Origin of the sequence: Aromatoleum toluclasticum ATCC 700605 (assembly GCF_000378245.1) — a bacterium.
Lineage (GTDB): Bacteria > Pseudomonadota > Gammaproteobacteria > Burkholderiales > Rhodocyclaceae > Aromatoleum > Aromatoleum toluclasticum.
Window position 1 is genome coordinate 43,639 of the sequence record NZ_KB899497.1, and the last position, 24,099, is coordinate 67,737.

Genomic DNA, 24,099 nt, shown 5'->3' on the forward strand with positions numbered 1-24,099 from the left:
GTCTTACACCGCGAAGCTGCCGACCAGCGACCCGACGATCAGGGTCCAGCCATCGACCAGCACGAACAGCATGATCTTGAACGGCAGCGAAACGATCACCGGCGACATCATCATCATGCCCATGGACATCAGCACCGACGCGACCACCATGTCGATGATGAGGAAGGGGATGAACACGAGGAAGCCGATCTGGAAGGCGGTCTTCAGCTCCGACGTGACGAAGGCCGGCACGACGACGCGCATCGGCAGATCCTCGGCCTTTTCGACCGGCGCGGTCTTGGCCAGCTTCGCGAACAGCGCGATGTCCGGCTCGCGCACCTGCTTGAGCATGAAGCCCTTCACCGGCACCGACGCGCGTTCGAGAGCCTGGTCGAACTGGATCTCGTTGCGCGACATCGGCAGGTAGGCGTCGGTGTACACCTTCTCCATGATCGGCGACATGATGAAGAAGGTCAGGAACAGTGCCAGCCCGAGCAGCACCTGGTTGGGCGGGGAGGTCTGCGTGCCCATCGCGGTGCGCAGCAGCGCGAAGACGATGATGATGCGCGTGAAGCTCGTCATCATCAGCACGACCGAGGGCAGGAAACTCAAGGAGGTGAGCAGCAGCAGGGTCTGCACGCTCAGGCTGTAGGTCGTGCCGCCGCCCGGCGCCGGCGTGCCGGTGATTGCCGGCAGGCCCTGGGCGCCGGCCGCCATCGGAAGGAGCAGCAGGGCGAACGGAGCGAGTGCGCGGATCAGCGCGCAGGAGGTGAGGGCGCGGGTCGGCGCGCAGGGGGCGTCATTTCGCATCGTTGCGACGCTCCATCGAACGCTTCAGCCAGCCCTGGAAGTCTCCGAACGGGCCGGAGGGAAGGGGGGCATTGGGCGTTGCGTTCTGCAGCGCGTCCGCGGGCAGCGTGTGCAGCGTGCGCACGTTGGTCGGCGTGACCCCCAGCACCAGCACCTGTCCGCCGACTTCGACGAGCACCACGCGCTCACGCGGGCCGACGGGCACGGCGCCGAGCACGCGCAGACCGGCGGCGGCCCCGTGCGGCGCCGAAAGCTTCTTGATCAGCCACAGGCAGCCCAGCAGCAGGCCGAGGACCACTGCGAGGCCCAGCAGCATCTGGCCAAGGCCGTCGGTGATGCCGGGGGCGGCCGGTACTGCCGCGTCCGCGGCGAAGAGCGGCGCGCCGACGCCGGCCAGCGCGAGCGGCGCGAGTCGGACTGCCACGGGGAGTTTCGGAAATTGCATCACGGCGGATCTGCGCTTCTTGGGATGGAAGAAGCATACCCGCGCGCCTGTCTTGCCGAGGGGGCGATAAGACGGGCAAAAAGGGGACAATTCGGTGATTTGCCGCGTGCCGCGCGCAACAGGAGCGCCGCAGCCAACCACGGTCCGGGCCGAGCTTGTCGAAACCCTGCCAGTGCCCTTCGACGGGCTCAGGGCGAACGGATGTATTGAATAATCCCCGGGCGTTCAGCCGCGGATCTTCCGCATGCGCTCGGCGGGCGTGATGATGTCGGTCAGGCGGATGCCGAACTTGTCATTGACGACCACGACTTCGCCCTGGGCGATCAGCGTGCCGTTCACCAGCACGTCCATCGGTTCGCCCGCCAGGCCGTCGAGCTCGACCACCGAGCCGTGTGCCAATTGCAGCAGGTTGCGGATCGAGATCTTGGTGCGGCCCAGTTCGACGGTGAGCTGGACGGGGATATCCAGGATCATGTCGAAGTCGTTGAGCCCGCCCGCGCGGGGCGCGGACGCACCGAAGTCAGGGAAGAGGTGGCTCGCCGGCTTCGCCTGGTAGGGGGATTCCGCGGCGGCGGCAAGGTCCGCGGCAACGCGACGCGCTTCCGCATCCGGGCCGGTTTCGGCCGCAGCCTGTTCCATCATCGCCGCCGCCCAGTCGTCTTCGGTGACCTGGTTGTCGGGATCGTTGTCGTTGTCAGCCATTTCGGCCTCCGAATGTTGTGGGGTCGTCTTTGTTGGCGAGGAAACGTTCGACCTTGATCGCGTAGTTCGTGCCCTGTCTGCCGTAGCTCACTTCCAGAACCGGGCTGCCGTCGACTTCGGCCTCGAGCATCCTGGGCACGTCGATCGGGATCACGTCGCCGACGCGCATATTGACGATGTCGCGCAGGGTGATTTTCGCGCTGCCCAGATTGCACACCAGTTCGACATCGGCGCTCTGCAGTTGGCGCGTGAGCAGGCTGATCCAGCGGTTGTCCTGGCTCAGGTGGTCGCTCTGCATCGTCGAATAGAGCAGGTCGCGGATCGGCTCGACCATCGAGTACGGGAAGCAGATGTGCATGTCCGCCTGCGAGCCGCCGAATTCGAGCGAGAAGCTCGCCGAGATGACGATTTCCGACGGCGTGGCGATGTTGGCGAATTGCGAGTTCATCTCCGAGCGGACGTACTCCATCTCGATCTTGAACACCGGTGCCCAGGCCCGCGTGTATTCGGTGAATACGACGTTGAGCATGCCCTGGATGATGCGCTGCTCGGTGGGCGTGAAGTCGCGCCCCTCGACCCGCGAATGGAAGCGGCCGTCGCCGCCGAACATGTTGTCGACGACGATGAACACGAGGTTCGGGTCGAAGACGATCAGCCCGGTGCCGCGCAGGGGCTTTGCCAGGATCAGGTTCAGGTTCGTCGGCACCACCAGGTTGCGCACGAACTCGCCGTACTTCTGCACTTTCACCGGTCCGACCGACACTTCGGCGTTCCGGTGCATGTAGTTGAAAAGCCCGATACGCAGGTACCGGGCAAAGCGCTCGTTGATGAGCTCCATCGTGGGCATGCGCCCACGGACGATGCGTTCCTGGGTGGCCAGGTTGTACGGACGAACGCCCGCCTCGTCCCCGAGTTCTTCTTCCTGTTCCTCGGGCTCCCCGGCGACGCCCTTCAGTAGTGCGTCGACTTCATCCTGGGAGAGAAAATCGGAAGACATGACGTCCTCTTATTGAATGATGAACGAGTTGAACAGCACCGCCTGGATCGGCCCGGTGGGGGCGCTGATCTTCCCGTCGCCCGTCTTCGCAGGGCGCGCGCCGAGCACGCCGTTGGTGCGGTGGACGATTTCGTCCGCCAGCGCTTCGCGCCCTTCCATCGTAGACAGTTCGGACGGCAGCTTGCTCGACAGCAGAAGATTGATCTGGTGGCGGATCTCCGGCATGAAGGCCTTGAGGTTCTCGCCCGTTTTCGCATCGACCACCCGCAGGGCCATGACGACCTGGAGGTAGCGCTCGCCCTCTGCCGGCGCGAGGTTCACGACGAAGGGGTCCATCGGCACGAAGGTCGGCGGCTTGCTCAGATCGACGGCGGCGACCGCAGGCGCGTCCTCGGAATCCCCCGCGGCCGACTGGCTCTTCTTCATCAGCAACAGGCCCACCACCGCGGCCGCGAGCAGAGCCACCACGACGACGGCGGCGATCAGCAGGATCAGGAGCTTCTTGCTCCGTTTCGGCGCCGGTGCGGGGGGGGCTGCTGCTGCGGGAGGGGGGGTAGGGGCCTTGGCCATGAAGTTCTCCTGTTTCCACAACTGAATTATCCGCGATAAATTGCGTCGCCCAATTGCGGAAAAGTGGGGAAGACCGGCCCCAATTCAATTTGTCATGCAAAGATGTCGACCATTCCCAGGCCGGTGCGTGACCAGGACGCAGGGGAAAGGGGGACGGTCCGGGCCTCACCCGCCTGATCCGTCCCCGTTGCGCCACGTTGCCCGCGACCGCTTCCGTTTCCGCCATCCTGCTGCGCGCGCGGGTCGCCCTGCGTGCTGACGTTCGTCTGGCCGAGGTTGATGCCCGCCTGCTGCAGGACTTCGCGCAGACGCGGCATTGCCTGTTCGAGTGCGTCGCGGGCGGCCGCCGACGCGGCGACGAAATGCGCGGTCGTCTGGTCGCCGGAGATCTGGATCGAAACCTCGAGCTTGCCCAGATGGGCCGGCGTGAGCACAAGTTCCGCCTTCGATTCGTTGCGTCCCACCATCCACATCATGCGATTGCCGACGTCCTCGGCCCAGGCGCGCTGGCCGGCCGGGGTGTGCACTTGCAACTGCGGCGGCGTCTGTTCCGCACGCGCGGTGCCGGGGGCAAAGGCCGAGGCGTGGAGGCCGGCGGCCTGCGCGTCCGGTTCCTGGGCGTGCAGGCCGGGCACGGGCGGCGCGGACTCCTGCGAAGCCATCTGCAAGCGCGCGCCGAAGGCCGCGGGCGTGCTGCCGGCGGCAATGTCGGCCTTCACCTTGGCGACCGCGTCGGCAACCCCGCCGGATTCCTCACCGGGCTTTTCGGGCGACCCCGCTTGTGCTGCGGCTTCCGCGATCAACTGGCCGAGCGTGAAGGCGCCGGATTTGCGCTTGGGTGCATCGAGGAGCACGTCGGAGGTCAGCAAGGTGTCGCCTTTCGCGGCGGCGTCATCGGTCGGCAGGGCGGCAATGCCGGGCATCAGGGCGGCAAGGCTTGCCGCCTGGGCGGCGGGATCCGCCGGCGTGATGCCGGCTTGGGCCGGATTGCCGTCCTGGGTTCCGCCTTCCGCGGTGTTGCTGTCCGACGCCGTTTGTTCGCCGGTCTTCTCGGGACTGGATGCTGCGCTGCCGCCGGTTTCGCTCTTCGCGCCCGTCGCGTTCGCATCCCCGCTGCGCTGCGTCTCGGTCCGCGCTTCGCTGCGCGGGCGTTCGGCCGCCTGCGCCGCACGTTCCTGCGGCCTCTCTTTTTCCGGGCGGGCGGGGGCGCGTTCGGCCGCGTTCATGCGGCGGTCGAGGGCGCGGGAAAAACTGTCGTCGTTCAGCTCGTTTTCGCCTGCCCGGCTTTCCTCTGCGGCGCGCTGGAGCGGCTGAGCCGGCGCGGACGGGGCATTCAGGCGCAGCATGCTGGTCAAGAGCGGATTCGACATGGTGGATTCCCTTTCACGGCTGTATCTGTCGTGATTACAGCAAGGGGCATGCCAAGCTGTTGAGCGAGGGACGGAGACTCAGGATTCGCCGCTGTCTTCGCGGTTCGCGTAGCGTTTGGCGGAGTGCTCGTCGGACTGCCGCTGCTCGAGGCGGGCTTCCTTGCGTGCCTCGCCGAGGTCGTGGCGTTTCTGCAGCGTGTCGAAGGCCTTCACCTTGTTGCGCTGGGTCATCCACGCGTGCTGGCCGGCGACGGTCATCTCGCGCGAGCGTTCGACGTTGGCCTTCTGCACGGCAATGGCCTCGTCGATGCGGCAGATGAAGGCGCTGAAGTTGCGCCACTCGTCGGGGCTGATGCCGTTGCGCGCGGCTTCATGAAAACGCGATTCGTACTCGTCGCGGTAGTTCTGCAGCAATTCCAGCTTGCGCGCGCCCTCCTGCTCGCTGGCGATGAGTTCGCCCAGGCGGCGTGCGGCATCGTCCATGCGCGTCTGGCTGAGTTCCAGCAGTGGCTTGAGGTGGAAGGGTTTGCTCATGGTGCGGAATGGGTCTGCGGTGCCGGATGCCCGGGTTTGTTGTCGGTTTGCGAGCATTCTAAACGAGCGCGGTCACTTCGACCCGTGACAACGCTCACCCCGGGGCAAACAGGGCGCCGAGGCCCGCAAGCGCGTTCGGATAACTTTCCTGCTCCTCGATCCTTTGCTGCAGGAATGCTTCCAGCTTGGGGTACATGGCGACAGCCCGGTCGAGCAGCGGGTCCGAACCGGGCTGGTAGGCGCCCACTGCGATCAGGTCGCGCGAACGCTGGTAGCGCGAGAACAGTTGCTTGAAGTGCCGCACCACCTCGAAATGCTCGGGGCTGACGAGGCTATGCATCGCGCGCGAGATCGACTGCTCGATGTCGATCGCGGGGTAGTGCCCCTGGTCGGCGAGGGTGCGCGACAGCACGAAGTGTCCGTCGAGGATCGCGCGCGCCGAGTCGGCGATCGGATCCTGTTGGTCGTCGCCCTCGGCGAGCACCGTGTAGAAGGCCGTGATCGAGCCGCTGCCTTCGAGCCCGTTGCCGGCGCGTTCGACCAGGGCCGGGAGGCGCGCGAACACGCTCGGCGGATAGCCGCGTGTCACCGGCGGTTCCCCGATCGCGAGGGCGATCTCGCGCTGTGCCATCGCATAGCGTGTGAGCGAGTCCATGATCAGCAGGACCTGCTTGCCGCGGTCGCGGAAGTATTCGGCGATCGTCGTCGCGTAGGCGGCACCCTGCAGGCGCATCAGCGGGCTGGTGTCGGCCGGTGCGGCGACCACGACCGAGCGTGCGCGGCCTTCGGCGCCGAGGTTCTGTTCGATGAATTCCTTGACCTCGCGGCCCCGCTCGCCGATCAGGCCGACCACGATCACGTCCGCGGAGGTGTAGCGCGCCATCATGCCGATGAGCACGGACTTGCCGACGCCCGAGCCGGCGAAGAGGCCCAGGCGCTGCCCGCGCCCGACCGTCAGGAGTGCGTTGATCGCACGGATGCCGACGTCCAGCGCGGTGTCGATCGGCGCCCGCGTGAGCGGGTTGAAGGGCCGGCTTTGCAGCGAGCGGCTTTCGGTCGCATCGAGCGGGCCCAGGCCGTCGAGCGGGCGGCCCGCGCCGTCCACGACACGCCCCAGCATGTGCTCGCCGACCGGCAGGTGCTTGGCGCGGTCGGAGGTACGGCGCCGGGGCACGGGCCGGGCGCCGAGGACGATGCGCGGCGGTGCCGGTTCGACGGGCATGACCGCGGCGCCCGGCGCGAGGCCGAAGACGTCGTCGGTCGGCATCAGGTAGAGCTTGTCGCCGTTGAAGCCGACCACCTCCGCCTCGACGGTCGCACCGCCGCTTGCGAGGATGCGGCAATCCGCACCCAGCGGCAGCCGGAGCCCGGCGGCTTCCATGACCAGACCGTTGATCCGCGTCAGGCGACCGGAGATCTCGAACGGATTCACGTTCGCGATCTGGCGCCGGTGGGCGTCGAGGTAGCCGGTCCACGCGGCTGCGCCCCTCGCGTTCATTTGCCGTCGTCCCAGGTCGAGCCGCGGTGGCCGATGCCTTCCAGAATCCGGCGCCAGCGCGTCTCGACTGTCGCGTCGATCTCGCTTGCGGGCGCCTGCAGCCGGCAGCCGCCCCGCGTCAGCGAATCGTCTTCGATGATCTGGTGGTGCAGATGCGTGGGCTGGTCCGCCAGGTAGCTGCGGATCAGTGCGATGTCGTCCGGATGCGCGTGGATGCGCACCTGCGCCTGCGGCAGCTGGTTCAGTGCCGCGCGCACGGTTTCGATGAGCGCCTCTTCCGGATTTTCGGCCAGCGTGCGCCGGACCATCTGGCGCGCGACCTCGATCGCCAGCGCGACGATTTCGTCTGCGACCTCCTGATCGAGCTGCTTCAGGGCCGTGTCGAGACCGTCGCCCAGCTCGCCCAGACGGTTCGCCTGCTGGCGTGCGAGTTCAGCCCCCTCTGCAAAGCCGGCCTCATAGCCTTCGCGGCGTGCGTCGTCGTACATCGACTCGATCTCGGCCGCCGTCGGTAGCTGGATTTCCGGCTGAGTCTCGGGCAGAGGTTCGGGCGCCGGCGCCGCTTCGACAACCGGCTCCGGTGGAGGGGAAGCGGGAGGGGATGGGGCAAGGTCGGCGTCCGGTGCCGGTTGCTGCGGCTCTTCCGGCTCGCCAAAGGCCGGCGGCTCCCAGCGACGGTAAGCGCCGACCGCCTGATGGCGCGAGATGCTCATGACGGGCTCCGGCAGGATTTGCGGTGCCCCGCGGGCCGCTTACACGAAGGCATCTTCGGACCCCTTGCCGCCGAGCACGAGCTGGCCTTCCTCGGCGAGACGACGCACCACCTTGAGGATCTCCTTCTGTTCCCCCTCGACCTCGGACAGGCGCACGGGGCCCTTCGCCTCCAGATCCTCGCGCAGCATGTCGGCCGCCCGCTGGGACATGTTCTTGAAGATCTTCTCGCGAAGTTCCGGCGCCGCACCCTTCAGCGCGGTGACCAGCGAATCGGACTGCACCTCGCGCAGCAGCGTCTGCACGCCGCGGTCGTCGATATCCATGATGTTCTCGAACACGAACATCTCGTCGAGGATCCTCTGCGCGAGGTCGGGGTCGTACTCGCGCACGTTGTCCAGCACCGCCGTCTCCGCCGCCACGCCGACGAAGTTGAGGATCTCGGCCGCATGGCGCACGCCGCCCATCGAGGCCTTCTTGACCGTGGAAGCCCCCGCGAGCATGCGTGCGAGCGCCTCGTTGAGTTCCTTGAGGGCAGTGGGCTGCACGCCGTCCAGCGTCGCGATGCGCAGGATGACGTCGTTGCGCAGGCGGTCGGGGAACTGCTTGAGGATTTCGCCCGCCTGATCGAATTCGAGGTGTACGAGGATGGTCGCGATGATCTGCGGGTGTTCGTTCTTGATCAGATCGGACGCGGTCGCGGCATCCATCCACTTCAGGCTCTCGATGCCCGCGGTGTCGGAGCCTTGCAGCACGCGCGCGATGATGTGTCCGGCGCGTTCGTCGCCGAGTGCCTTGGTCAGCATCGCGCGGATCTGCTCTTCGTCGGCTTCGACCGGCGCGCCCTTGATGCGATGGGCCTCGAGCTCGTCGAGCACCTCCTCGACCTTCGAGCGCTGTTGCGAAGGCAGGCTGGCCATCGCCATGCCGAGCTTCTGGACTTCCTTTGGGCCGAGCAGCTTGAGAACTTCCGCCGCCTCGTCCGAACCGAGCGTCAGCAGCAGCATCGCGCTCTTCTCGAGGCCTTCATCCATTGAGCTCATTTTTTGCCTTCCTCATTGACGCCCATCCACTCCTTGATCAGGTTCGCGATGACGCGCGGGTCGGACATCGCGAGTTCCTTGGCGCGCGCCAGCTTGTCGTCGAAGGTATTTGCGGGCCCGGTGTGCGACAGGCTCACGACGGCGTCTTCATCTTCCGCCTCGGGTGCAGGGGCTGGCGGAGGCGGCGGTGCCACGGTCCGTAGCAGCGGGCGCACGACGCCGAAATACACGAGGGCGAGGGCGACGAGAATCACGACGTACTTCAGCGCTTCCTTGCCGAGGTCCACCATCTCCGGATCCTTCCACACCGGCAATTGCGCCTGCGACTCGGCGCGGCCGGCGGCGAACGGTGCGCTCGACACGTTCAGGCTGTCGCCGCGCGTCGGGCTGAAGCCCATTGCTTCGCGGACGAGGTTGGTGATGCGCGCGATTTCCTCGTCCGACAATGCGCCAGGGCGTGACTCCCCGTTTGGCAGCGTTTCGTTGCGGTGGTTCACGACGACCGCCACCGACAGGCGCTTCACTTGGCCGAGCGCCTGCTTCGTGTGCTGGATCGTGCGGTCGAGTTCATAGTTGATTGTCGCTGCGCGATTGCCGAACGGCGTGGCTGCGCCGCCGGGGGGGCCGCCAGCCGCGACCGACGGGGAGGTGATCGGCGCTGTGGCGGGAACGGGCGGCTGGTTGCTCAGCGCACCCGGTACCCCTTGCGCTGCTGGTTCGCGCATCCCCTGCTCGTTGATCTGCTGGCTGCGGATCGCCTGGTCGGGCGACGGATTCGGCTTGAAGGTCTCCGCGGTGGCCTCGACCTGGTTGAAATCGACGTCCGCGGTCACCTGCGTCTTGAAATTGTCCTGACCCACGATCGGCGTGAGGATCGTCTCGATGCGGCGGATGTAGCCCGCTTCGACTTCGCGCACGTAGTTGAGCTGGGTCGCGTCCAGGCCCGCGTTGCGCAGCGGGTCGGGGCGGTTCGTGAGCAGGGTGCCGTTCTGGTCGATCACGCTGACGCGGTCGTTCGCGAGCTGCGGCACGCTCGATGCGACCAGATGAACGATACCGGCGACCTGGGTCGAATCCATCGTCCGTCCCGGATGCAGGTTCACCATCACGGAGGCGGTCGGCGTCTGCTCGTCGCGCAGGAAACCGGACTGCTTCGGAATCGCCAGATGCACGCGCGCCGACGCGACCGACGCGATCGCCTGGATGGTGCGCGCCAGTTCGCCTTCGAGGGCGCGCTGGAAATTGACCTGCTCGTGGAACTGCGACACCCCCAGCTTCTGGTTCTCCATCAGCTCGAAGCCGACCAGCCCGCCCTTGGGCAGGCCCTGTGCGGCAAGGCGCAGGCGCACGTCGTGCACCTGCCCGGACGGGATCAGGATCGCATTGCCGCCGGGCGAAAACTTGTAGGGAACGTTCTGCTGCTGCAGCGCCGCGACGATCGCGCCGCCGTCGCGCTCCTCGAAGTTCGAGAACAGCACCGCGTAGTCCGGCGTCCGCGACCACAGCCACACGCCCACCAGCATTGCAATGGCGATTGCCACGGCCGTGCCCGCGGCGAGCTTCTGGCGCTGGCTCAGCTCATTCAGGCGCTGCAGCGCCAGTTGGGCCGGCGGCAGGGTTCCCCGATCAACGGCGGTGTCGGCGGTGGCCATGGTGGAGTCCTTCGATCACGTCACTTTTACGGATGACGGCATTGTCCGTCCGTGCGCGCAAATCGCGCGAGCGGAAAAGCGGCATTTTTTGCCGTCTATTTGCCGGTTACCATGGACGCATCGGGGCTTAATCTGCCAGCCGTGAAAACAGGTCCTGCACGCCATGTCCGCTGAAACGCCTCCTGCCGCCACGAATGCCGCGCCCGGACCGGAGCAGCGCCTCGATGCGGCGCAGCTTGCCGAGGCCTTCGAGATGTTCGCGCGCGCGTCCGAGGAGCTATCGACCGCCTACAACGCGCTGCAGGGCCAGGTCGCGCAGCTCACCGAACGTCTCGCGGTGCTGCTCGGCGCTCTCCCCGCGGGCGTCGTGATGCTCGATCGCGCCGGTCGTGTCGGGCAGTGCAACAGTGCCGCGGAGACCCTGCTGGGCGGCGATCTCGCCGGCCGCCCGTGGGACGAACTGGCTGCCGCCCTGAATGCCACCGAAACGCCGGGCGAACTGACCGTCGGCGACGACACCGGCGCCCGCCGCGTCTCGCTGTCGGAGGCGGCGCTGGAATCCGGCGAAGGGCGCATCATCCTGCTGCACGACGTCACCGACACGCACCGCATGCGCCTGCAGGCCGAACGCAACGAAAGGCTGGCGGCGATGGGCGAGATGGTCGCCGGCCTCGCCCACCAGCTGCGCACGCCGCTTGCCGCAGCGCTGTTGTATACCGGCAACCTGAAGCAAGCCGAACTCGCCCCCGCCGACCGTACACGCGTCGCCGACCGCGCGATCGAGCGCCTGCGCTACCTCGAGCGCCTGATCCGCGACATGCTGCTCTTCGCGCGCGGCGACAGCCTCGGCCGTCAGCGTTTCGGCGTCTGCGAGCTCGCCGGGGAGCTCGTGCATACCCTCGAACCGCTCGCCCGTGCGCGGCAAGTCGACTTCTCGTCCACCTGCGACTGCGGCGATGCCACCCTGCTCGGCGACCGCAAGGCTTTGGGCGGTGCGATCACGAACCTGCTTGAAAACGCCATCCAGGCCACCGAGGCCGGCGGAGCGGTGGACCTGTCCGCCACGCTCGAAGGCGACACCGTTTTCTTCCGTATCCGCGACAACGGGCGCGGCATCGAGCCGGCCCACCAGGCGCGTCTGTTCGACCCCTTCTTCACGACGCGGGCGGACGGCACCGGCCTGGGGCTCGCGATCGCGCGCGGCGTTGCGCGGGCCCATGGCGGCGACATCGCCGTCGAATCCAGCCCCGGCAAGGGCGCCATGTTCATCCTCAGCCTGCCGCTGCCATGTCCCGACGAGGGCGAAGCAGCACCGGCACCGAAGGTACCTGCATGATCGAACAGATCAACATCCTCGTCGTCGAGGACGACGCCGCATTGCGTGACGCCGTGTGCCTCACGCTGGAAATGGGCGGGCATCGCGTCACCGGCGTCGATGGCGGACCGGCCGCGCTCATCGAGATCGGCCGGCAGGCCTTCAACCTCGTCGTCAGCGACCTGCGCATGCTGCCGATGGACGGCCTGCAGCTCCTCGGCGAAATCCGCGCGCGCCTGCCCCAGCTTCCCGTCCTGCTGATGACTGCCTACGGCGACGTCGACAAGGCCGTCGCGGCGATGCGCGGCGGCGCCTGCGACTTCCTCATGAAGCCGTTCGAACCCGACGTCCTGCTCGAACACGTGCGGCGCTACGCGTCTCAACCGCCGGGGGCCGACGACACCGTGGCCGAGGATCCGCACACCCGCAACCTGCTCGCGCTCGCCGCGCGTGTCGCCGACACCGACGCCACGGTGCTGCTCACCGGCGAATCGGGCACCGGCAAGGAAGTCTTCGCGCGCTACATCCACGACCATTCGGCGCGCAGGGCGGGGCCCTTCGTCGCAATCAACTGCGCCGCCATCCCCGAGAACCTGCTCGAAGCGACCCTCTTCGGTTACGAAAAGGGTGCGTTCACCGGTGCGCAGACGGCGCAGCCGGGCAAGTTCGAGCAGGCGCAGGACGGCACCATCCTGCTCGACGAGATCTCCGAAATGCCGCTCTCGCTGCAGGCCAAGCTCCTGCGCGTGCTGCAGGAGCGGGAGGTCGAGCGCGTCGGCGGCAAGAAACCGGTCGAGCTCGATATCCGCGTGCTGGCGACGAGCAACCGCGACATGGCGCGGGAAATCGCGGCCGGCCGCTTCCGCGAAGACCTCTATTACCGGCTCAATGTCTTCCCGCTTGTGATCCCGGGACTGCGCGAACGCCCCGGCGACATCCTTCCGCTCGCCCGCCATTTCCTCGCCCGTCACGGCGAACGCCTCAAGCGCCGCGCCCGGCTGAGCCCGGAAGCCGAGCAGCTGATCGTGCTCCATGCCTGGCCCGGCAACGTGCGCGAACTGGAAAATGCGATGCAGCGTGCGCTGATCCTCGCCGTCGGCGACACGATCACGGCGGAGACGGTGCATTTGTGCCTGCCGAACCGCGTCGTGGCGGGACCGGCCCGAAGCGCAGAAGTGCCAAGCCGGATCGAAATGGAGCCGGTGTCCGTATCGGAGGCGGCAAATTTTGCCGTGCGGCCGGAAAACCTTGCCGTTTCATCCCCTTCCCGGTCCGATCCTGCAGCCGTCGGTCGGCCGGCAAACATGAGGGACCTCGAGCGCGAACACATTCTCTCGACGCTGCGCGAAGTCGGCGGGTCGCGGAAGAGGGCAGTCGAAAAGCTCGGGATCTCGGAACGGACCTTGCGTTACAAGCTGCAGCAGTACCGTGACGAGGGCTACGAGGTGTAGCGCATGGGGCTGAAAGGCAAGCACAAAGTGGCTGGACGGGTTTGCTTAACGGCCGATGGGGTTTTTGTGGGAGCGGCTTCAGCCGCGAATCAACCGGCGGGGTTCCCTCATGCGCCAATTCGCGGCTGAAGCCGCTCCCACGGAAGCCGCTTGCCGTTACAAGCTTTTGGCACGACGATTGCTCTGCTAGACTGAGTGCAACGGATACTCGGTCTTGAGGTCGAGCGAATGGATACGCGTGGAATCAACCAGATGATCGGCGAATTGCGCGCCACCGCCCAGGCGGCGGGTGCGAAGTCGACCGCCCCTGCCAAGGAGGCCGGCGGCGTCGATTTTGCCGAAGTGCTGCAGGGGGCGCTGAAGGACGTGAGTGCCGCGCAGCAGGAAGCCCGCGGCATGGCGCAGGAGTTTTCCGCCGGCGATCCAAACGTCAATCTCCAGGACGTGATGGTCAACCTGCAGAAGGCCAACCTGTCGTTCCAGCAGATGGTGCAGGTGCGCAACCGCCTCGTCACGGCATATCAGGACATCATGAACATGCCGGTCTGACCGGGTGTCGTGCGAACAGATCAAGAAGCCGCCTGCAGGGCGGCTTTTCATTTCCTGCGACCGGGTTTCAGTGTTCCCCGGTCATTCGGCGGTCACGTTCGAGCTTGAACATGTAGCGCTGGATTCTTGCCGTCGCCTGGTTCGACAGGCCCATGAATTCACACCCGGCGCGCTGCACCTTCACTCCGTTCGCCTTCTCGATCTCGAACAGGTTCCTGACCTTCAGGCCCACGGGCAGGGGATTGCCGTCGGGCAGCCGGAGCGAGCACTGCCTGTATTCCGTGCCCGGCTCGAAGCGAAGTTCCCGTGGCGGAACGAGGACCGCCAGTCCGCCGCCGCTGATGTCCACGATTCGCACCTGCACCTCCTGCCGGCGGCCGTCCTCGCCTGCGTGGGTGATCACGCACATGAGCGGTTCGACCTGAGAGGTGGGCAGGCGGTAGAACTCCCGCCTTTGCAGGCGGACGATGCTGTCGGGCAGCGCCGCGCGCAGGGCAGGTCTGCCCTCGTATTCGATGCGCGCCGGTACTGCCAGCGCGAATTGCAGCTTCACGTTGTCGAGGCGTGTCGTGCAGACGAGCCGGGCGGCGCTCCCCACCCGGGCGTTGCGCACCTCGTCGGGGCAGGCATCGACGATCACGGCTCCGTCGTCGGTCAGCGCGAGCGCCAGCGTGATGAACGACTCCCCTCCATCGATGAACGCAGTCAGGAGCAGGCGTTTCTCGACCACCGCGCCGAGCAGCCGAACGATTTCACGCGGGTCGTGTACCGCGTAGCGGGCGAAGGTGTCGGTATCCAGCGGCCGCAGCGTCGTCGTGGTTTCGGACGGTTCGGGCATCGGCAACGAGTTGAGGCAAAGTCGCGTTTATAGCACGACTAGGCGCGAGCAGGCCCGCCTGGCGCTCGCGCCTGCGTGCCCGGTACGCCCTGTTCGACACGGTAGATCCACGCGAGCAGTTCCGCCACGGCGATGTATAGCTCGGGCGGGATGCGCGCGTCGAGGTCGACCTGCATCAGGAGGCCGACCAGCTCGGGGGATTCGTGCACGAACACCCCCGCTTCCCGCGCACGCTCGATGATCTCGCGTGCGATCAGGCCGCGTCCCTTCGCAACCACGCGCGGCGCGGCGTCTCCCTTGCTGTAGGCGAGCGCGACGGCCTCGCCGCGTGGTCCCGGATCGTGCTCAGTTTTCGCCATCGCGGCGCTCCGCGACGAAACCGGTGAGCGGCACGTTGGCCGCTTCGAGGGCGCTGTCGAGCTCGGCGCGGGCGTTGGCCAGCGCGGCGACCGTGGTGGTGTCGTCGGCCATCAGGCGCAGGGCCACGCCCGCCGGCGTCAGGATCAGATTTGCCTCGACACCGCCAAGCCGCGGCAGGCTGAGCCGCAAGGTGGTCTTCCACTCCGCCGGCGGCTCGTCCGCACCCGGTTCGCGGTCGCGCTGCGGATCCTCGATTTCCCATTCCATCGTCTGCCCCGGCCAGACCTGGCCCTGCCAGACGTAGTTCTGCGTCGCCATCGCGTCCAGCTGCTGATAGACGACGGGGAAGAGCCTATCGGGAATGGCTGCGGTGCGCATGCCCGGAGCCGGCGCCTGATTCGCGCTTGCAGCGGCGTCGGACTCGTTCGCCGCCGACGCCGTCGCGGTCGATCCCTGTGCAGGTGCGTTTGGCCCCATTTCGGCGGTGGCACGTAGCGGGCTTGCCGGCCGAGCGAGTACGGCTACATCCGCCGGGCCGGCAGGCTGGGGCGCCGGCCCCCGCAGCTGCTCGCCCTGAGGCTCCTGCAACAGCGCTGCGGTAGCAAGTTTGCCGGACAGCCACCGCAGCTGGTGGGATTCGTAGAACAGGCCGCTCTGGGACAGCGCCTGCTGCAGGGCAGGGGCGAGCGTGGCGGCAGCATTGTTTGCCGGTGGCGCGGCGACGATGGGTTTTCCCGCGGCGAGCGTCGCCGGCTGCGGAGCCGGCTGCCCCGTGAGCAGGAATCCGATCAGCCGCCCGGCAGCGCTGAGCGTCGGGCGGACCCCTTCGTTGCCCGCGAGCGTCGGCTCGGCTAGCTGTGCGAACACCGCCTTGGGCGTGCTCTGAGTGACGACCAGTTCCAGCGTGTCGCCGGCATTTGCCGAGTGGTTCAGGGCCAGCGTGTAATCGCGTCCGCCGACGATGGCCTTGAAGGTACCGTCGGGCAGGCGGCGGTCGATCGTCGCGATGAAGCGCTCGCCGGGCAGGAGTTCGGGAAGGCGTGCCTGGACCTCGCGCACGCGCGCCGGGCCGTTGATCGGCGGCTCGCTGTCGAAGAGGCTCGCCTCGGTGATCAGACGCAGGCGGGCGGCGAGATCTGACGGAATCATCGTGTGCGCTCCTGTGTCGTCAGACCGTCCGGAGGCCGGTCAGATCCTCAGGGGCCGAAGGCGCCATAGGCGGCGCGCACGGCACGGTCGCGTGCATTGCCCGACAGCAGCTTGCGTACGCTGGCGAGCCACGGCTCGACGTGTCTGCGGATTTCGGCGTCGTTTTCGAGCATGGTGGCGATCAGTTCCGCCTTGCGGGCAGCCTCCTCATTGCCGAGATCCTCGCGTGAGGCGCCCGCGGTGCGCATGATCTCGTCGCGCAACGCGGCCATCTCGCGTTCCAGCGTGACGAGGCGGTCCCAGTCGTTCGCCTGCGCCGCTTCGACCATCGTGGCGGAAACCACACTCATCGACTCGAACAGGGAAAGAGGGGATGCCATCACGGATCTCCTCAGGCTGCCGCAGTTGCCGCATCCGGTGCGATGCCGGCCCAGGCTTCGCGCAACGTGGCGAGCAGGTTGCGGACCTCGTCGAGTGCCGCGCGGTTGTTGTGCAGGTTCGCGTAAAGCAGGCGTTCGCCCATGTAGACATACAGCGCATCGAGCCGACCGGCGAGTTCTCCTCCGGCGACCGGATCGAGGCTGGCCTTCAGGCCGTTGACAATGATCTCGATGGCCTTGGAGATGGACTGGCCCTTGGTCGAAATATCGTTCCTTTCCATTGCTGCTGCCGCAGTGGCGATCGAAAGAATCGCGCCGTCGAAAAGCATCAGGATCAGCTTGTGCGGATCGGCCGTGCTCACGCCGGTTTCGACGCCGACCTTGGCATAGGCCGATGCGCGGTTGGATGATGAGCCGAACATTGCGTTGCTCCGGGTTATTCGCCAATCTTGGGCAGGTTCGCGAGTTGCTGCGTGAGATAGTTGCTCGTTTGCGTCATGCGGGCCACCATCGAGTCGAGCGCCGTGAATTGCGCCATGTAGCGCTTCTGGATACCTTCCAGCCGCGCTTCGAACGCTTCACGCTGTTTGCCGATCGACTTGATGGAGGCGTTGATGCCGTCGGTGCGCCCGGCCAGCAGGCCGTCGCTGGAGAGGAAGTTGTCGAGGCCGTCGGAGATCGTGGCGGCGAGGCCCTTCACACTGCCGACGCCGCCGAAGAAGCTTCCGACGTTGAGCTTCGGGTCCTGCAGCGCGGCGTCCAGCTTGGCGCTGTCGACTGCCAGCTTGCCGTCGGTCTGGAAGGTGATGCCGATGTCGCTGAGGCGGCTGACATTGCCCAAGCCGGAAAGGGCGCTGCCGACCATGTTACGCACCTGGCTCTGCACGCTGCGTGCCGTGGAGTCGCCGGTCAGTGCAGACGCCGCTTTCTTTTCGGCGTCGTAGTTGGTCAGATTCCTGAGCGTGGTCTGCGTGTCGTTGTAGGCCTTGACGAAGGCGTCGATGGCGCTGCGTGCGCCGCTCTTGTCGGTCGCGACGGTGAGGCTGGCGGCCGTCGTGGTCGCTTTCGTCAGGGTCAGCGTGACGCCGCTGATGACATCGCTGACGGTATTGCTGCTGCGCGTGATGGCGATGCCGTCGACCGTAAATGCCGCATCCTGTGAAGACTGTATCCGGGTGGTGGTCGGAGAGCCTGCCGGTGTCGCCGGGTCGTAGTTCAGACCGACGCTGCCGCCGATGCTGAATGCCTGGTCGTCGCCCGTGCTCTTGCCGGTGATCACCAGCTGTTTCGCGGTGCCGTTGTTGACCAGGTTGGCGGAGACCCCGAGGTCTGCCGCATTGATCGCGTCCCGCAACTCCTCGATGGTCTTGCCTGTGAAGCTCAGCGTCTTCGTCGTGCCCGCCCCGGCGGTAAATGTGCCGTCGACGGTTTCGCCAGCCACGAATGCGCCGTCGATCATCTTGCCGAAGCGGATGTCCAGGGTTTGAGGCGTGACACTGCCGTCGGCGGGTACGAACTGAGTAGTCGCGTTGCTGGCCACGCGCTGCGCTGCTGCCAGGCTGCCGACCTGCACTGCGTAGTTGCCGGTCGTCGCGCTCGCGGCGGAAGTGGCGGTGAAGCCCGCGTCGGCGCCGACGGTGGCCTTGGTGGCGGAAAATTTTGCCGCGTCGTTCAGCGCTTTTGCCGCGGTCTGCAGTGCGGCCAGGCTGCTCTTGATCTGGCCGAACGCCGACAGCCTGGACTGGAAGCTCGCTTCCTTCTTCGCCAGCGCCGCGAGCGGTTGGCGTTCGACGGCCATCAACTGCGACACCATGCCGCTGATGTCGAGTCCGGAGCCGAGTCCTGATGCGGTCAAAGCCATGATGTCCTCCTCGCGGCTAGGCTTTCTGCTGTATCAGCAGGCCCTGGAGTCGGTCGAGGGCCTTGGAAATCGCCAGCACCTCTTCGGACGGAATCTGGCGGATCACCTCGTCGGTGGTCGAATCGACGAGTTTTACCAGTGTACGCCCGGTGTCTTCGTCAATCGAGAAACGCAGGTTCTGTGCCACCGGCGCGATCACTTTCTGCACTTCGGCCACGGCCTGCAGCAGCGCTTCGTGCGTGGGGGCGGTTGCGCCGGGGGGAGAGGTGGCTTGCGTCGCCTGGGGCGCGGCCGGACTGGGAATCGCGCCGCGTTCGCCGGTGACCGCCCGCGCCGCACTAGCGGTCATCGCTGCTGCGTTGCTGGTGATGTTCTGAATGGTCATGATTCCACCTCTCCGATGGGCCACAGGCGCGAGACCCTCACGAGCCCCGCGCCTGTGGGTGTTGCCAGTCTAACCGACGCTTAGCCGCGGAGCAGGCTCAGCACGTTGTTCGGCAGCGAGTTCGCCTGCGCGAGCATCGCGGTGCCGGCCTGCTGCAGGATCTGGCCGCGGGTCAGGTTCGCGGTTTCCTGTGCGAAGTCGGCGTCGAGGATGCGGCTGCGCGAGGCGGACAGGTTCTCCGACGTGGTCTGCAGGTTGGCGATCGTCGAGGAGAAGCGGTTCTGGATCGCGCCCAGATCCGCGCGGGCGCCGTTCACCGCCGTCAGTGCCGCGTCCATCGCGAGGATCGCATTGTCGGCGCCGAGCGTCGTGGAAATATCGAGGCTCGAGAACCCGGTCTGTGCTTCAGGGGCGGTTGTGGCCGCGGTCAAGCCGGAATTCGTTACAGTCCCGCCGACCACAATGCTCGTCGAATTATCCGAGGCGGTGAGCACAACGTTGCTGCCGCTGACGGAAGCCGAGACGGTTGTAACCCCGCCATCGGTCAGAGCCGTGTTAATTGCATTGGCAAGTGCAGTCGCGCCGGCTGCGTCCGCGGTCACCACCGTATCGGCAACCGTTTCACCGTTGACTGTCAGGCCACTGACCGTCCCGGCCGTGAGGGCACCGCCGGTCACAGACGCGATATCGGTCCAAGAGCCCAGCGCCGCAATGTTAGCGTCGGCGATTCCAGCGATGGCGATCGTTTGTCCTTGATCCGCGCCGACCTGGAAGACCTCGTTGGTGAAGCTGCCGTCGATCAGTTTCTTGCCGTTGAACGTCGTGTTGTTGGCGACGCGGTCGATTTCCGCCTTGAGCTGAATGACTTCCTTCTGCAGCGCGGTGCGGTCTTCGGAGGAGTTCGTCGCATTGCGCGACTGCACGGCCAGTTCGCGGATGCGCTGGAGGTTGTTGCCGATCTCGCCGAGTGCACCTTCGGCGGTCTGTGCGAGCGAGATGCCGTCGTTGGCGTTGCGCACGGCCTGGTTGAGGCCGCGGATCTGCGCGCCGAAGCGTTCCGAAATCGCGAGGCCGGCCGCATCGTCTTTCGCGCTGTTGATGCGCAAGCCCGAGGACAGGCGCTGCAGCGAGGTCGCGAGCGCGGCGCCGGAAGTGTTCAGGTTGCGCTGCGCATTGAGCGACGAAACGTTGGTGTTAATGACTTGTGCCATGATGCTTCTCCTAGCGAGAGGTGACTTCGGTTATCCCGGCTTCATGCCCAGTTTGCATTTGCGCGGGCGTTTTGTCTGCCGTTGAATCCATTAACGGAGGGCGCCGAAAAAACTTTAGGGAATTTGCAAGGAGATTTATCCCCGGGCTTCCGACGGCATCGGCGCGGTCGGGTCGCTGATGGCATGTGGATGCCGTGCGCTGCGTAGCGCAACCGGTTCAGGCGATCGGATGTGCGACGACCTTGTTCCTGCCCGCCTGCTTTGCCCGGTACATCGCCGCGTCTGCACGCTGGACGATGCTGTCCACCGTGTCGTCGGGATTCCATTCGGTGACGCCGGCGCTGAAGGTGATCAGCACTTTGTCCTCATGCGTCAGGAAGAAGTTGCGCGTGAGCTCGCGTTGCAGGCGCACGAGGGCGGCTTGGGCCTGCACGAGCGTGGTGTCCGGGTAAAGCAGGATGAACTCTTCGCCGCCGTGGCGGGAGAGGGTGTCCTGCGGTCGCAGGCTTTGCCGGACGATGGTGGCGAGATGGATGAGGGCGTCGTCGCCGGTGCGGTGGCCGAAGGTGTCGTTGAGCTGCTTGAAGTTGTCGAGGTCGAGCAGGGCGAGGCTCAGGGGGCCTCCGTGGCGACGGGCGCGCGCGGCTTCCTTCTCGAAGGTTTCTTCCAGTCCGCGGCGGTTGAGCACTCCGGTGAGCTGGTCGTGGCGCATCAGGCGGCTGGTCTCGTCGAGTTGCCGCTGCAGTTCGTTCATACGTTGTTCGGCGTCGCGGGCGCGTTCGCGCGTGGCGTCCAGTTCGTCGCGCGAGCGTCGGGCGGTGTCGCGCATCGTGAGCGTTTCGCGCATCACTTCGCCGAGGACGCCGCTGATCTCGGTGATATCGCGCGCCGCTGAAATGCGATCGGCACAGTTGCCGATGCGGTCGTGGTAGGCGCCGGTGGTTTCGGCGAAGCCGGCGAGATGGTCGACGAAGCCGGCGAGCAGTTGCTTGAGCGCGCGCTGGGCTTCGGAGTGGTTGTGCTTGAGCTGGCTCTGCTTGTAGATGATGTCGCGCAGGCGGCGCTCGGCGTCGTCGATCAGGCGCACGTTCGCCGGTTTGCCGAGGACGTCGCGCAATACGTCGACCTGGCCGCTGAGCCAGCTGTCGTCGACGACGATCTGGTCGATGTTGTCGAGTAGCAGGCGCAGCAGGTTGAGCAGTCCGGCGTTGATCTCGCCCCGGTCACCCGCGACCATTTCGAGCCGGTAGGCGAACTTGCGCATGCGTGTGGCAATGTTGCGCAGTTCGTCGGCGCTGCTGGCGGTCCTGACCGATCCGGCGAGCCGGTCGGCTTCGTGCGCGAGTTCGGGCTGCTCGGCGAGCAGGGGGGGAAGCACCGTATCGAGCGCGAGTTGCAGCAGCTCCTGGCTTGCGGCCAGCAGTTCGCCGACTTCCCCCGGTGCGATATGGCGTACTTCCGATTCGAGTTCCGCCGGGCGAGACGGGGCGTCGTCGAAGGTCACGTCCGCGGGTGCGTTCGCGGCGCCGGCGCGCGTTACCGGTGATTCGGGGTCGCACGCGGCTTGAGCCCACGAGCGGACGAGCGCCTGAAGGCGCGCATGGAGTGTTGCAGGATCGTTGGCTGCGAGGACGCGTTCGAGCGATTCGCGTTTGCGCGCCGTGGTCCAGCCGAGTTGGCGCGCTTCCCACTGCCTGAGCAGATTGGCGATCAGTTCGTTCCAGCCGGGCGGCTGCTCGTTCTTCAGGCTGGCAAGGTAATCGGTCAGTGCCTGACGGCTGGCGTCGTTATTGTTTTCCGTCAGAGTCTGGTCCAGCTGGCGGGCAATCCGTGCGCGTTCGGCGGTGTCGCGCGGCAACTGCCGCGCGAGGGCACGCATGAACCTGTCGGGGAAGAGGCCTTCGGTGTCCGTCGTTCCGGCGACCTCGTAGTAGAGGGAGCGAAAGTTGTCCGGTGTCGGTGAGATGCGCCAGGCCGCGAACAGGCGCAGGACTTCGCGGGCAATTTCCGATGGCTGGGTAGGAGCGGGCATCGACGACGGCGTTCAGGGGACAGGGTGAACGGCAATATTAACGCGTGGCAGCCGGGCGCTGTGGACGCCAACGCAGGGCGGGATCAAATCCCGCCCTGCGGGAGCAGGGTCAGCGGTCGTGCGAGGTGGTGCGGGCCTGGAGGCGCATGAGGCAGACGGCGAAGGCGGTGGCAGCCGCGAGCGTGGCGGCTTCGACGACCTGGCCGGTGCCGAGCATCAGCCCGGAAGTGCCGCCGCAACCCATGAGAAGTCGGTTGATCCACAGTTCCATCTTGGTCTCCGTCGGAAAGCAAACCCTCTGCGGGGTCGCGTTGATCGAGTGCTGTAAGTATATACAGTATTCGGGCGGCGGAGCAAATCCGGGGTTTCTATGGTCCTGGGCGGACATGCGACGGAGGGGAAGGGCGGCGCGGAAAATGAAAAGGGGCGCCGAAGCGCCCCTTGAACTTGGAGATGCAGTGCTTACTTCTTGCGCGGCGCTGGCACGTCGGTGCAGCTGCCGTGTGCGACTTCGGCGGCCATGCCGACCGTCTCGCCCAGCGTCGGGTGCGGGTGGATGGTCTTGCCGATATCCACTGCATCCGCGCCCATCTCGATGGCGAGGCAGACTTCGCCGATCATGTCGCCGGCCGAGGGGCCGACGATGGCGCCGCCGATCACGCGGTGCGTTTCGGCGTCGAAGATCAGCTTGGTGAAGCCGTAGTCGGCGCCGTTGGCGATCGCGCGGCCGGAAGCGGCCCAGGGGAACTTGGCGGTCTCGACCTTGCGGCCTTCCTTCTTCGCCTGTTCTTCGGTGTAGCCGACCCAGGCCACTTCCGGATGGGTGTAGGCGACGCCCGGGATCACAGTGGCGTCGAAGGCGGACTTCTCGCCCGCTGCGACTTCGGCCGCAACGTGGGCTTCATGCACCGCCTTGTGCGCGAGCATCGGGTTGCCGACGACGTCGCCGATCGCGAAGATGTTGGGCACGTTGGTGCGCATCTGCGCATCGACCGGGATGAAGCCGCGGTCGGTGACGACGACGCCCGCCTTGTCGGCGGCAATCTTCTTGCCGTTGGGGCTGCGACCGGCGGCTTGCAGGATCATGTCGTAGCGTTGCGCTCCGGCCGGAGCCTTCTCGCCTTCGAACGTGACCCACAGGCCGTCGTCCTTCGCCTCGACGGCGACGGTCTTGGTCTTGAGCATCACGTTGTCGAAGCGGTGGCTGTTTTGCTTCTCCCACACCTTGACGGCGTCGCGGTCCGGGCCCTGCATCAGGGCGTCGAGCATTTCGACGACGTCGACGCGGGTGCCGAGCGTCGAATACACCGTCGCCATTTCCAGGCCGATGATGCCGCCGCCGATGACCAGCATCTTCGCAGGCACCTGACGGAGTTCCAGCGCACCGGTCGAGTCGACGATGCGCGGGTCGCGCGGGATGAAGGGCAGGTGCACCGCAGCCGAGCCGGCGGCGATGATGCACTGCTTGAACTTGATGACCTTCTTCTCGCCGGTCTTGTCCTGCGCGTCGCCGCTGGTGACTTCGACTTCGACGTGGTTGGGGTCGAGGAAGCTGCCGTAGCCGCGCACGACGTCGACCTTGCGGCCCTTGGCCATGCCTGCGAGGCCGCCGGTGAGTTTGCCGACGACCTTGTCCTTGTGGGCGCGCAGCGCGTCGATATCGACAGTCGGCTTGGCAAAGGTGATGCCGGCGGCCGACATGTGCTCGGCCTCGTCCATCACCGCGGCAACGTGCAGCAGTGCCTTCGACGGGATGCAGCCGACGTTCAGGCACACGCCACCGAGGGTCGCGTAGCGCTCGACGATGACGGTCTTCATCCCGAGGTCGGCCGAGCGGAACGCGGCGGAGTAGCCGCCGGGGCCGGCGCCGAGCACGAGCATGTCGCACTCGATGTCGGCGCCGCCGGCGTGGCTCGCGGCGGTCGGGGCGGCGGCGGGAGCAGCAGCCGGTGCCGCGGGGGCAGCGGCCGGAGCCGGGGCCGCTGCCGACGCTGCCGCAGCGGCAGCGCCGGCAGCTTCGATCTTCAGCAGCACGGCACCTTCGCCGACCTTGTCACCGACCTTCACCAGCACTTCGGTGACGACGCCGGCGGCCGACGAGGGTACGTCCATCGTCGCCTTGTCCGATTCGAGCGTGCAGATGGCGTCGTCGACCTTGATGGTGTCGCCGGCCTTCACGAACAGCTCGATCACCGGGACGGAATCGAAATCGCCGATGTCCGGAACCTTGACTTCAACTTGGCTCATGGCGCGGCCT

The 24,099-nt window shown here is 66.6% G+C and carries 25 protein-coding genes; 3 read left to right on the top strand and 22 right to left on the bottom strand.

Annotation, left to right across the window (positions count from 1 at the left end):
- Positions 1-3: 3 nt before the first annotated feature.
- The 11 genes from fliP to fliF all read right to left on the bottom strand — a co-directional run bounded on the left by fliP (position 4) and on the right by fliF (position 10,311).
- Positions 4-696: a flagellar type III secretion system pore protein FliP gene (gene fliP / locus F464_RS0113135; RefSeq protein ID WP_198292266.1), complete on the bottom strand. Its 693-nt coding sequence runs from the start codon at positions 694-696 to the stop codon at positions 4-6.
- A gap of 82 nt (positions 697-778) precedes the next feature.
- The gene (gene fliO / locus F464_RS0113140; protein WP_018990286.1) at positions 779-1,213 is read right to left on the bottom strand and encodes a flagellar biosynthetic protein FliO; all 435 of its coding nucleotides are present in this window, start codon (positions 1,211-1,213) and stop codon (positions 779-781) included.
- 246 nt (positions 1,214-1,459) lie between these two features.
- Entirely contained in the window at positions 1,460-1,936 is a 477-nt protein-coding gene (fliN, locus tag F464_RS0113145) for a flagellar motor switch protein FliN (RefSeq protein ID WP_018990287.1), read from the bottom strand.
- Positions 1,929-2,933, bottom strand: coding sequence for a flagellar motor switch protein FliM (fliM, locus tag F464_RS0113150; RefSeq protein WP_018990288.1), 1,005 nt, complete (start codon positions 2,931-2,933; stop codon positions 1,929-1,931). The genes fliN and fliM overlap by 8 nt, the downstream gene beginning before the upstream one ends.
- A 9-nt stretch (positions 2,934-2,942) precedes the next feature.
- Positions 2,943-3,503 (bottom strand): flagellar basal body-associated FliL family protein, encoded by a 561-nt coding sequence (locus tag F464_RS0113155; protein WP_018990289.1) that lies wholly within the window; start codon positions 3,501-3,503, stop codon positions 2,943-2,945.
- A gap of 92 nt (positions 3,504-3,595) precedes the next feature.
- Entirely contained in the window at positions 3,596-4,873 is a 1,278-nt protein-coding gene (locus F464_RS29920) for a flagellar hook-length control protein FliK (protein WP_018990290.1), read from the bottom strand.
- Positions 4,874-4,951: 78 nt separating this feature from the next.
- Positions 4,952-5,407: a flagellar export protein FliJ gene (gene fliJ, locus F464_RS0113165; RefSeq protein ID WP_018990291.1), complete on the bottom strand. Its 456-nt coding sequence runs from the start codon at positions 5,405-5,407 to the stop codon at positions 4,952-4,954.
- A gap of 94 nt (positions 5,408-5,501) precedes the next feature.
- Positions 5,502-6,905, bottom strand: coding sequence for a flagellar protein export ATPase FliI (gene fliI, locus F464_RS0113170; protein ID WP_018990292.1), 1,404 nt, complete (start codon positions 6,903-6,905; stop codon positions 5,502-5,504).
- Positions 6,902-7,618 (bottom strand): flagellar assembly protein FliH, encoded by a 717-nt coding sequence (locus F464_RS0113175; protein WP_018990293.1) that lies wholly within the window; start codon positions 7,616-7,618, stop codon positions 6,902-6,904. The genes fliI and F464_RS0113175 overlap by 4 nt, the downstream gene beginning before the upstream one ends.
- Before the next feature lie 39 nt (positions 7,619-7,657).
- Positions 7,658-8,659 carry a flagellar motor switch protein FliG gene (gene fliG, locus F464_RS0113180; protein ID WP_026295971.1) on the bottom strand — a complete coding sequence of 334 codons (1,002 nt, stop codon included), beginning with the start codon at positions 8,657-8,659 and terminating at the stop codon, positions 7,658-7,660.
- Positions 8,656-10,311, bottom strand: a complete 1,656-nt coding sequence (gene fliF / locus F464_RS0113185) for a flagellar basal-body MS-ring/collar protein FliF (RefSeq protein ID WP_018990295.1) — start codon at positions 10,309-10,311, stop codon at positions 8,656-8,658. The genes fliG and fliF overlap by 4 nt, the downstream gene beginning before the upstream one ends.
- Positions 10,312-10,474: 163 nt before the next feature.
- Between fliF and F464_RS0113190 the strand changes: the two genes are divergently transcribed.
- The 3 genes from F464_RS0113190 to fliE all read left to right on the top strand — a co-directional run bounded on the left by F464_RS0113190 (position 10,475) and on the right by fliE (position 13,626).
- A complete protein-coding gene (locus tag F464_RS0113190) occupies positions 10,475-11,647 on the top strand; it encodes a sensor histidine kinase (protein ID WP_018990296.1) in 1,173 nt (390 codons plus the stop codon).
- Positions 11,644-13,077 (top strand): sigma-54-dependent transcriptional regulator, encoded by a 1,434-nt coding sequence (locus F464_RS0113195; protein ID WP_018990297.1) that lies wholly within the window; start codon positions 11,644-11,646, stop codon positions 13,075-13,077. Before F464_RS0113190 ends, F464_RS0113195 begins: the two co-directional genes overlap by 4 nt.
- Positions 13,078-13,305: 228 nt before the next feature.
- Positions 13,306-13,626 carry a flagellar hook-basal body complex protein FliE gene (gene fliE, locus F464_RS0113200; protein ID WP_018990298.1) on the top strand — a complete coding sequence of 107 codons (321 nt, stop codon included), beginning with the start codon at positions 13,306-13,308 and terminating at the stop codon, positions 13,624-13,626.
- Positions 13,627-13,693: 67 nt separating this feature from the next.
- Here the strand turns inward: fliE and F464_RS0113205 are convergent, their stop codons facing one another.
- The 11 genes from F464_RS0113205 to lpdA form a co-directional block, all read right to left on the bottom strand.
- The gene (locus F464_RS0113205; protein ID WP_018990299.1) at positions 13,694-14,464 is read right to left on the bottom strand and encodes a flagellar brake protein; all 771 of its coding nucleotides are present in this window, start codon (positions 14,462-14,464) and stop codon (positions 13,694-13,696) included.
- Positions 14,465-14,502: 38 nt separating this feature from the next.
- Positions 14,503-14,823 carry an EscU/YscU/HrcU family type III secretion system export apparatus switch protein gene (locus tag F464_RS0113210; RefSeq protein WP_018990300.1) on the bottom strand — a complete coding sequence of 107 codons (321 nt, stop codon included), beginning with the start codon at positions 14,821-14,823 and terminating at the stop codon, positions 14,503-14,505.
- A complete protein-coding gene (gene fliK / locus F464_RS0113215) occupies positions 14,810-15,973 on the bottom strand; it encodes a flagellar hook-length control protein FliK (RefSeq protein WP_018990301.1) in 1,164 nt (387 codons plus the stop codon). Before fliK ends, F464_RS0113210 begins: the two co-directional genes overlap by 14 nt.
- A gap of 47 nt (positions 15,974-16,020) precedes the next feature.
- Positions 16,021-16,353 carry a flagellar protein FliT gene (locus F464_RS0113220; RefSeq protein ID WP_018990302.1) on the bottom strand — a complete coding sequence of 111 codons (333 nt, stop codon included), beginning with the start codon at positions 16,351-16,353 and terminating at the stop codon, positions 16,021-16,023.
- An 11-nt stretch (positions 16,354-16,364) separates the two neighbouring features.
- Positions 16,365-16,775, bottom strand: coding sequence for a flagellar export chaperone FliS (gene fliS / locus F464_RS0113225; protein WP_018990303.1), 411 nt, complete (start codon positions 16,773-16,775; stop codon positions 16,365-16,367).
- A gap of 14 nt (positions 16,776-16,789) precedes the next feature.
- Positions 16,790-18,214 (bottom strand): flagellar filament capping protein FliD, encoded by a 1,425-nt coding sequence (gene fliD, locus F464_RS0113230; RefSeq protein ID WP_018990304.1) that lies wholly within the window; start codon positions 18,212-18,214, stop codon positions 16,790-16,792.
- Between the two features lie 16 nt (positions 18,215-18,230).
- Positions 18,231-18,599 (bottom strand): flagellar protein FlaG, encoded by a 369-nt coding sequence (locus F464_RS0113235; RefSeq protein WP_018990305.1) that lies wholly within the window; start codon positions 18,597-18,599, stop codon positions 18,231-18,233.
- An 80-nt stretch (positions 18,600-18,679) separates the two neighbouring features.
- Positions 18,680-19,810, bottom strand: coding sequence for a flagellin (locus tag F464_RS0113240; protein ID WP_018990306.1), 1,131 nt, complete (start codon positions 19,808-19,810; stop codon positions 18,680-18,682).
- A gap of 217 nt (positions 19,811-20,027) precedes the next feature.
- Complete coding sequence (locus F464_RS0113245; protein ID WP_018990307.1) at positions 20,028-21,842, bottom strand: GGDEF domain-containing protein; 1,815 nt, start codon at positions 21,840-21,842, stop codon at positions 20,028-20,030.
- Positions 21,843-21,951: 109 nt separating this feature from the next.
- Positions 21,952-22,113 carry a hypothetical protein gene (locus F464_RS30945; protein ID WP_018990308.1) on the bottom strand — a complete coding sequence of 54 codons (162 nt, stop codon included), beginning with the start codon at positions 22,111-22,113 and terminating at the stop codon, positions 21,952-21,954.
- Positions 22,114-22,304: 191 nt separating this feature from the next.
- Complete coding sequence (gene lpdA / locus F464_RS0113255) at positions 22,305-24,089, bottom strand: dihydrolipoyl dehydrogenase (RefSeq protein WP_018990309.1); 1,785 nt, start codon at positions 24,087-24,089, stop codon at positions 22,305-22,307.
- Between the last annotated feature and the right edge of the window lie 10 nt (positions 24,090-24,099).

Coding starts and splice junctions, on each gene's coding strand:
- fliP (WP_198292266.1), bottom strand. CDS start 696: ATGGCGGCCGGCGCCCAGGGCCTGCCGGCAATCACCGGCACGCCGGCG.
- fliN (WP_018990287.1), bottom strand. CDS start 1,936: ATGGCTGACAACGACAACGATCCCGACAACCAGGTCACCGAAGACGAC.
- fliM (WP_018990288.1), bottom strand. CDS start 2,933: ATGTCTTCCGATTTTCTCTCCCAGGATGAAGTCGACGCACTACTGAAG.
- F464_RS0113155 (WP_018990289.1), bottom strand. CDS start 3,503: ATGGCCAAGGCCCCTACCCCCCCTCCCGCAGCAGCAGCCCCCCCCGCA.
- F464_RS29920 (WP_018990290.1), bottom strand. CDS start 4,873: ATGTCGAATCCGCTCTTGACCAGCATGCTGCGCCTGAATGCCCCGTCC.
- fliJ (WP_018990291.1), bottom strand. CDS start 5,407: ATGAGCAAACCCTTCCACCTCAAGCCACTGCTGGAACTCAGCCAGACG.
- fliI (WP_018990292.1), bottom strand. CDS start 6,905: ATGAACGCGAGGGGCGCAGCCGCGTGGACCGGCTACCTCGACGCCCAC.
- F464_RS0113175 (WP_018990293.1), bottom strand. CDS start 7,618: ATGAGCATCTCGCGCCATCAGGCGGTCGGCGCTTACCGTCGCTGGGAG.
- fliG (WP_026295971.1), bottom strand. CDS start 8,659: ATGAGCTCAATGGATGAAGGCCTCGAGAAGAGCGCGATGCTGCTGCTG.
- fliF (WP_018990295.1), bottom strand. CDS start 10,311: ATGGCCACCGCCGACACCGCCGTTGATCGGGGAACCCTGCCGCCGGCC.
- F464_RS0113190 (WP_018990296.1), top strand. CDS start 10,475: ATGTCCGCTGAAACGCCTCCTGCCGCCACGAATGCCGCGCCCGGACCG.
- F464_RS0113195 (WP_018990297.1), top strand. CDS start 11,644: ATGATCGAACAGATCAACATCCTCGTCGTCGAGGACGACGCCGCATTG.
- fliE (WP_018990298.1), top strand. CDS start 13,306: ATGGATACGCGTGGAATCAACCAGATGATCGGCGAATTGCGCGCCACC.
- F464_RS0113205 (WP_018990299.1), bottom strand. CDS start 14,464: ATGCCCGAACCGTCCGAAACCACGACGACGCTGCGGCCGCTGGATACC.
- F464_RS0113210 (WP_018990300.1), bottom strand. CDS start 14,823: ATGGCGAAAACTGAGCACGATCCGGGACCACGCGGCGAGGCCGTCGCG.
- fliK (WP_018990301.1), bottom strand. CDS start 15,973: ATGATTCCGTCAGATCTCGCCGCCCGCCTGCGTCTGATCACCGAGGCG.
- F464_RS0113220 (WP_018990302.1), bottom strand. CDS start 16,353: ATGGCATCCCCTCTTTCCCTGTTCGAGTCGATGAGTGTGGTTTCCGCC.
- fliS (WP_018990303.1), bottom strand. CDS start 16,775: ATGTTCGGCTCATCATCCAACCGCGCATCGGCCTATGCCAAGGTCGGC.
- fliD (WP_018990304.1), bottom strand. CDS start 18,214: ATGGCTTTGACCGCATCAGGACTCGGCTCCGGACTCGACATCAGCGGC.
- F464_RS0113235 (WP_018990305.1), bottom strand. CDS start 18,599: ATGACCATTCAGAACATCACCAGCAACGCAGCAGCGATGACCGCTAGT.
- F464_RS0113240 (WP_018990306.1), bottom strand. CDS start 19,810: ATGGCACAAGTCATTAACACCAACGTTTCGTCGCTCAATGCGCAGCGC.
- F464_RS0113245 (WP_018990307.1), bottom strand. CDS start 21,842: ATGCCCGCTCCTACCCAGCCATCGGAAATTGCCCGCGAAGTCCTGCGC.
- F464_RS30945 (WP_018990308.1), bottom strand. CDS start 22,113: ATGGAACTGTGGATCAACCGACTTCTCATGGGTTGCGGCGGCACTTCC.
- lpdA (WP_018990309.1), bottom strand. CDS start 24,089: ATGAGCCAAGTTGAAGTCAAGGTTCCGGACATCGGCGATTTCGATTCC.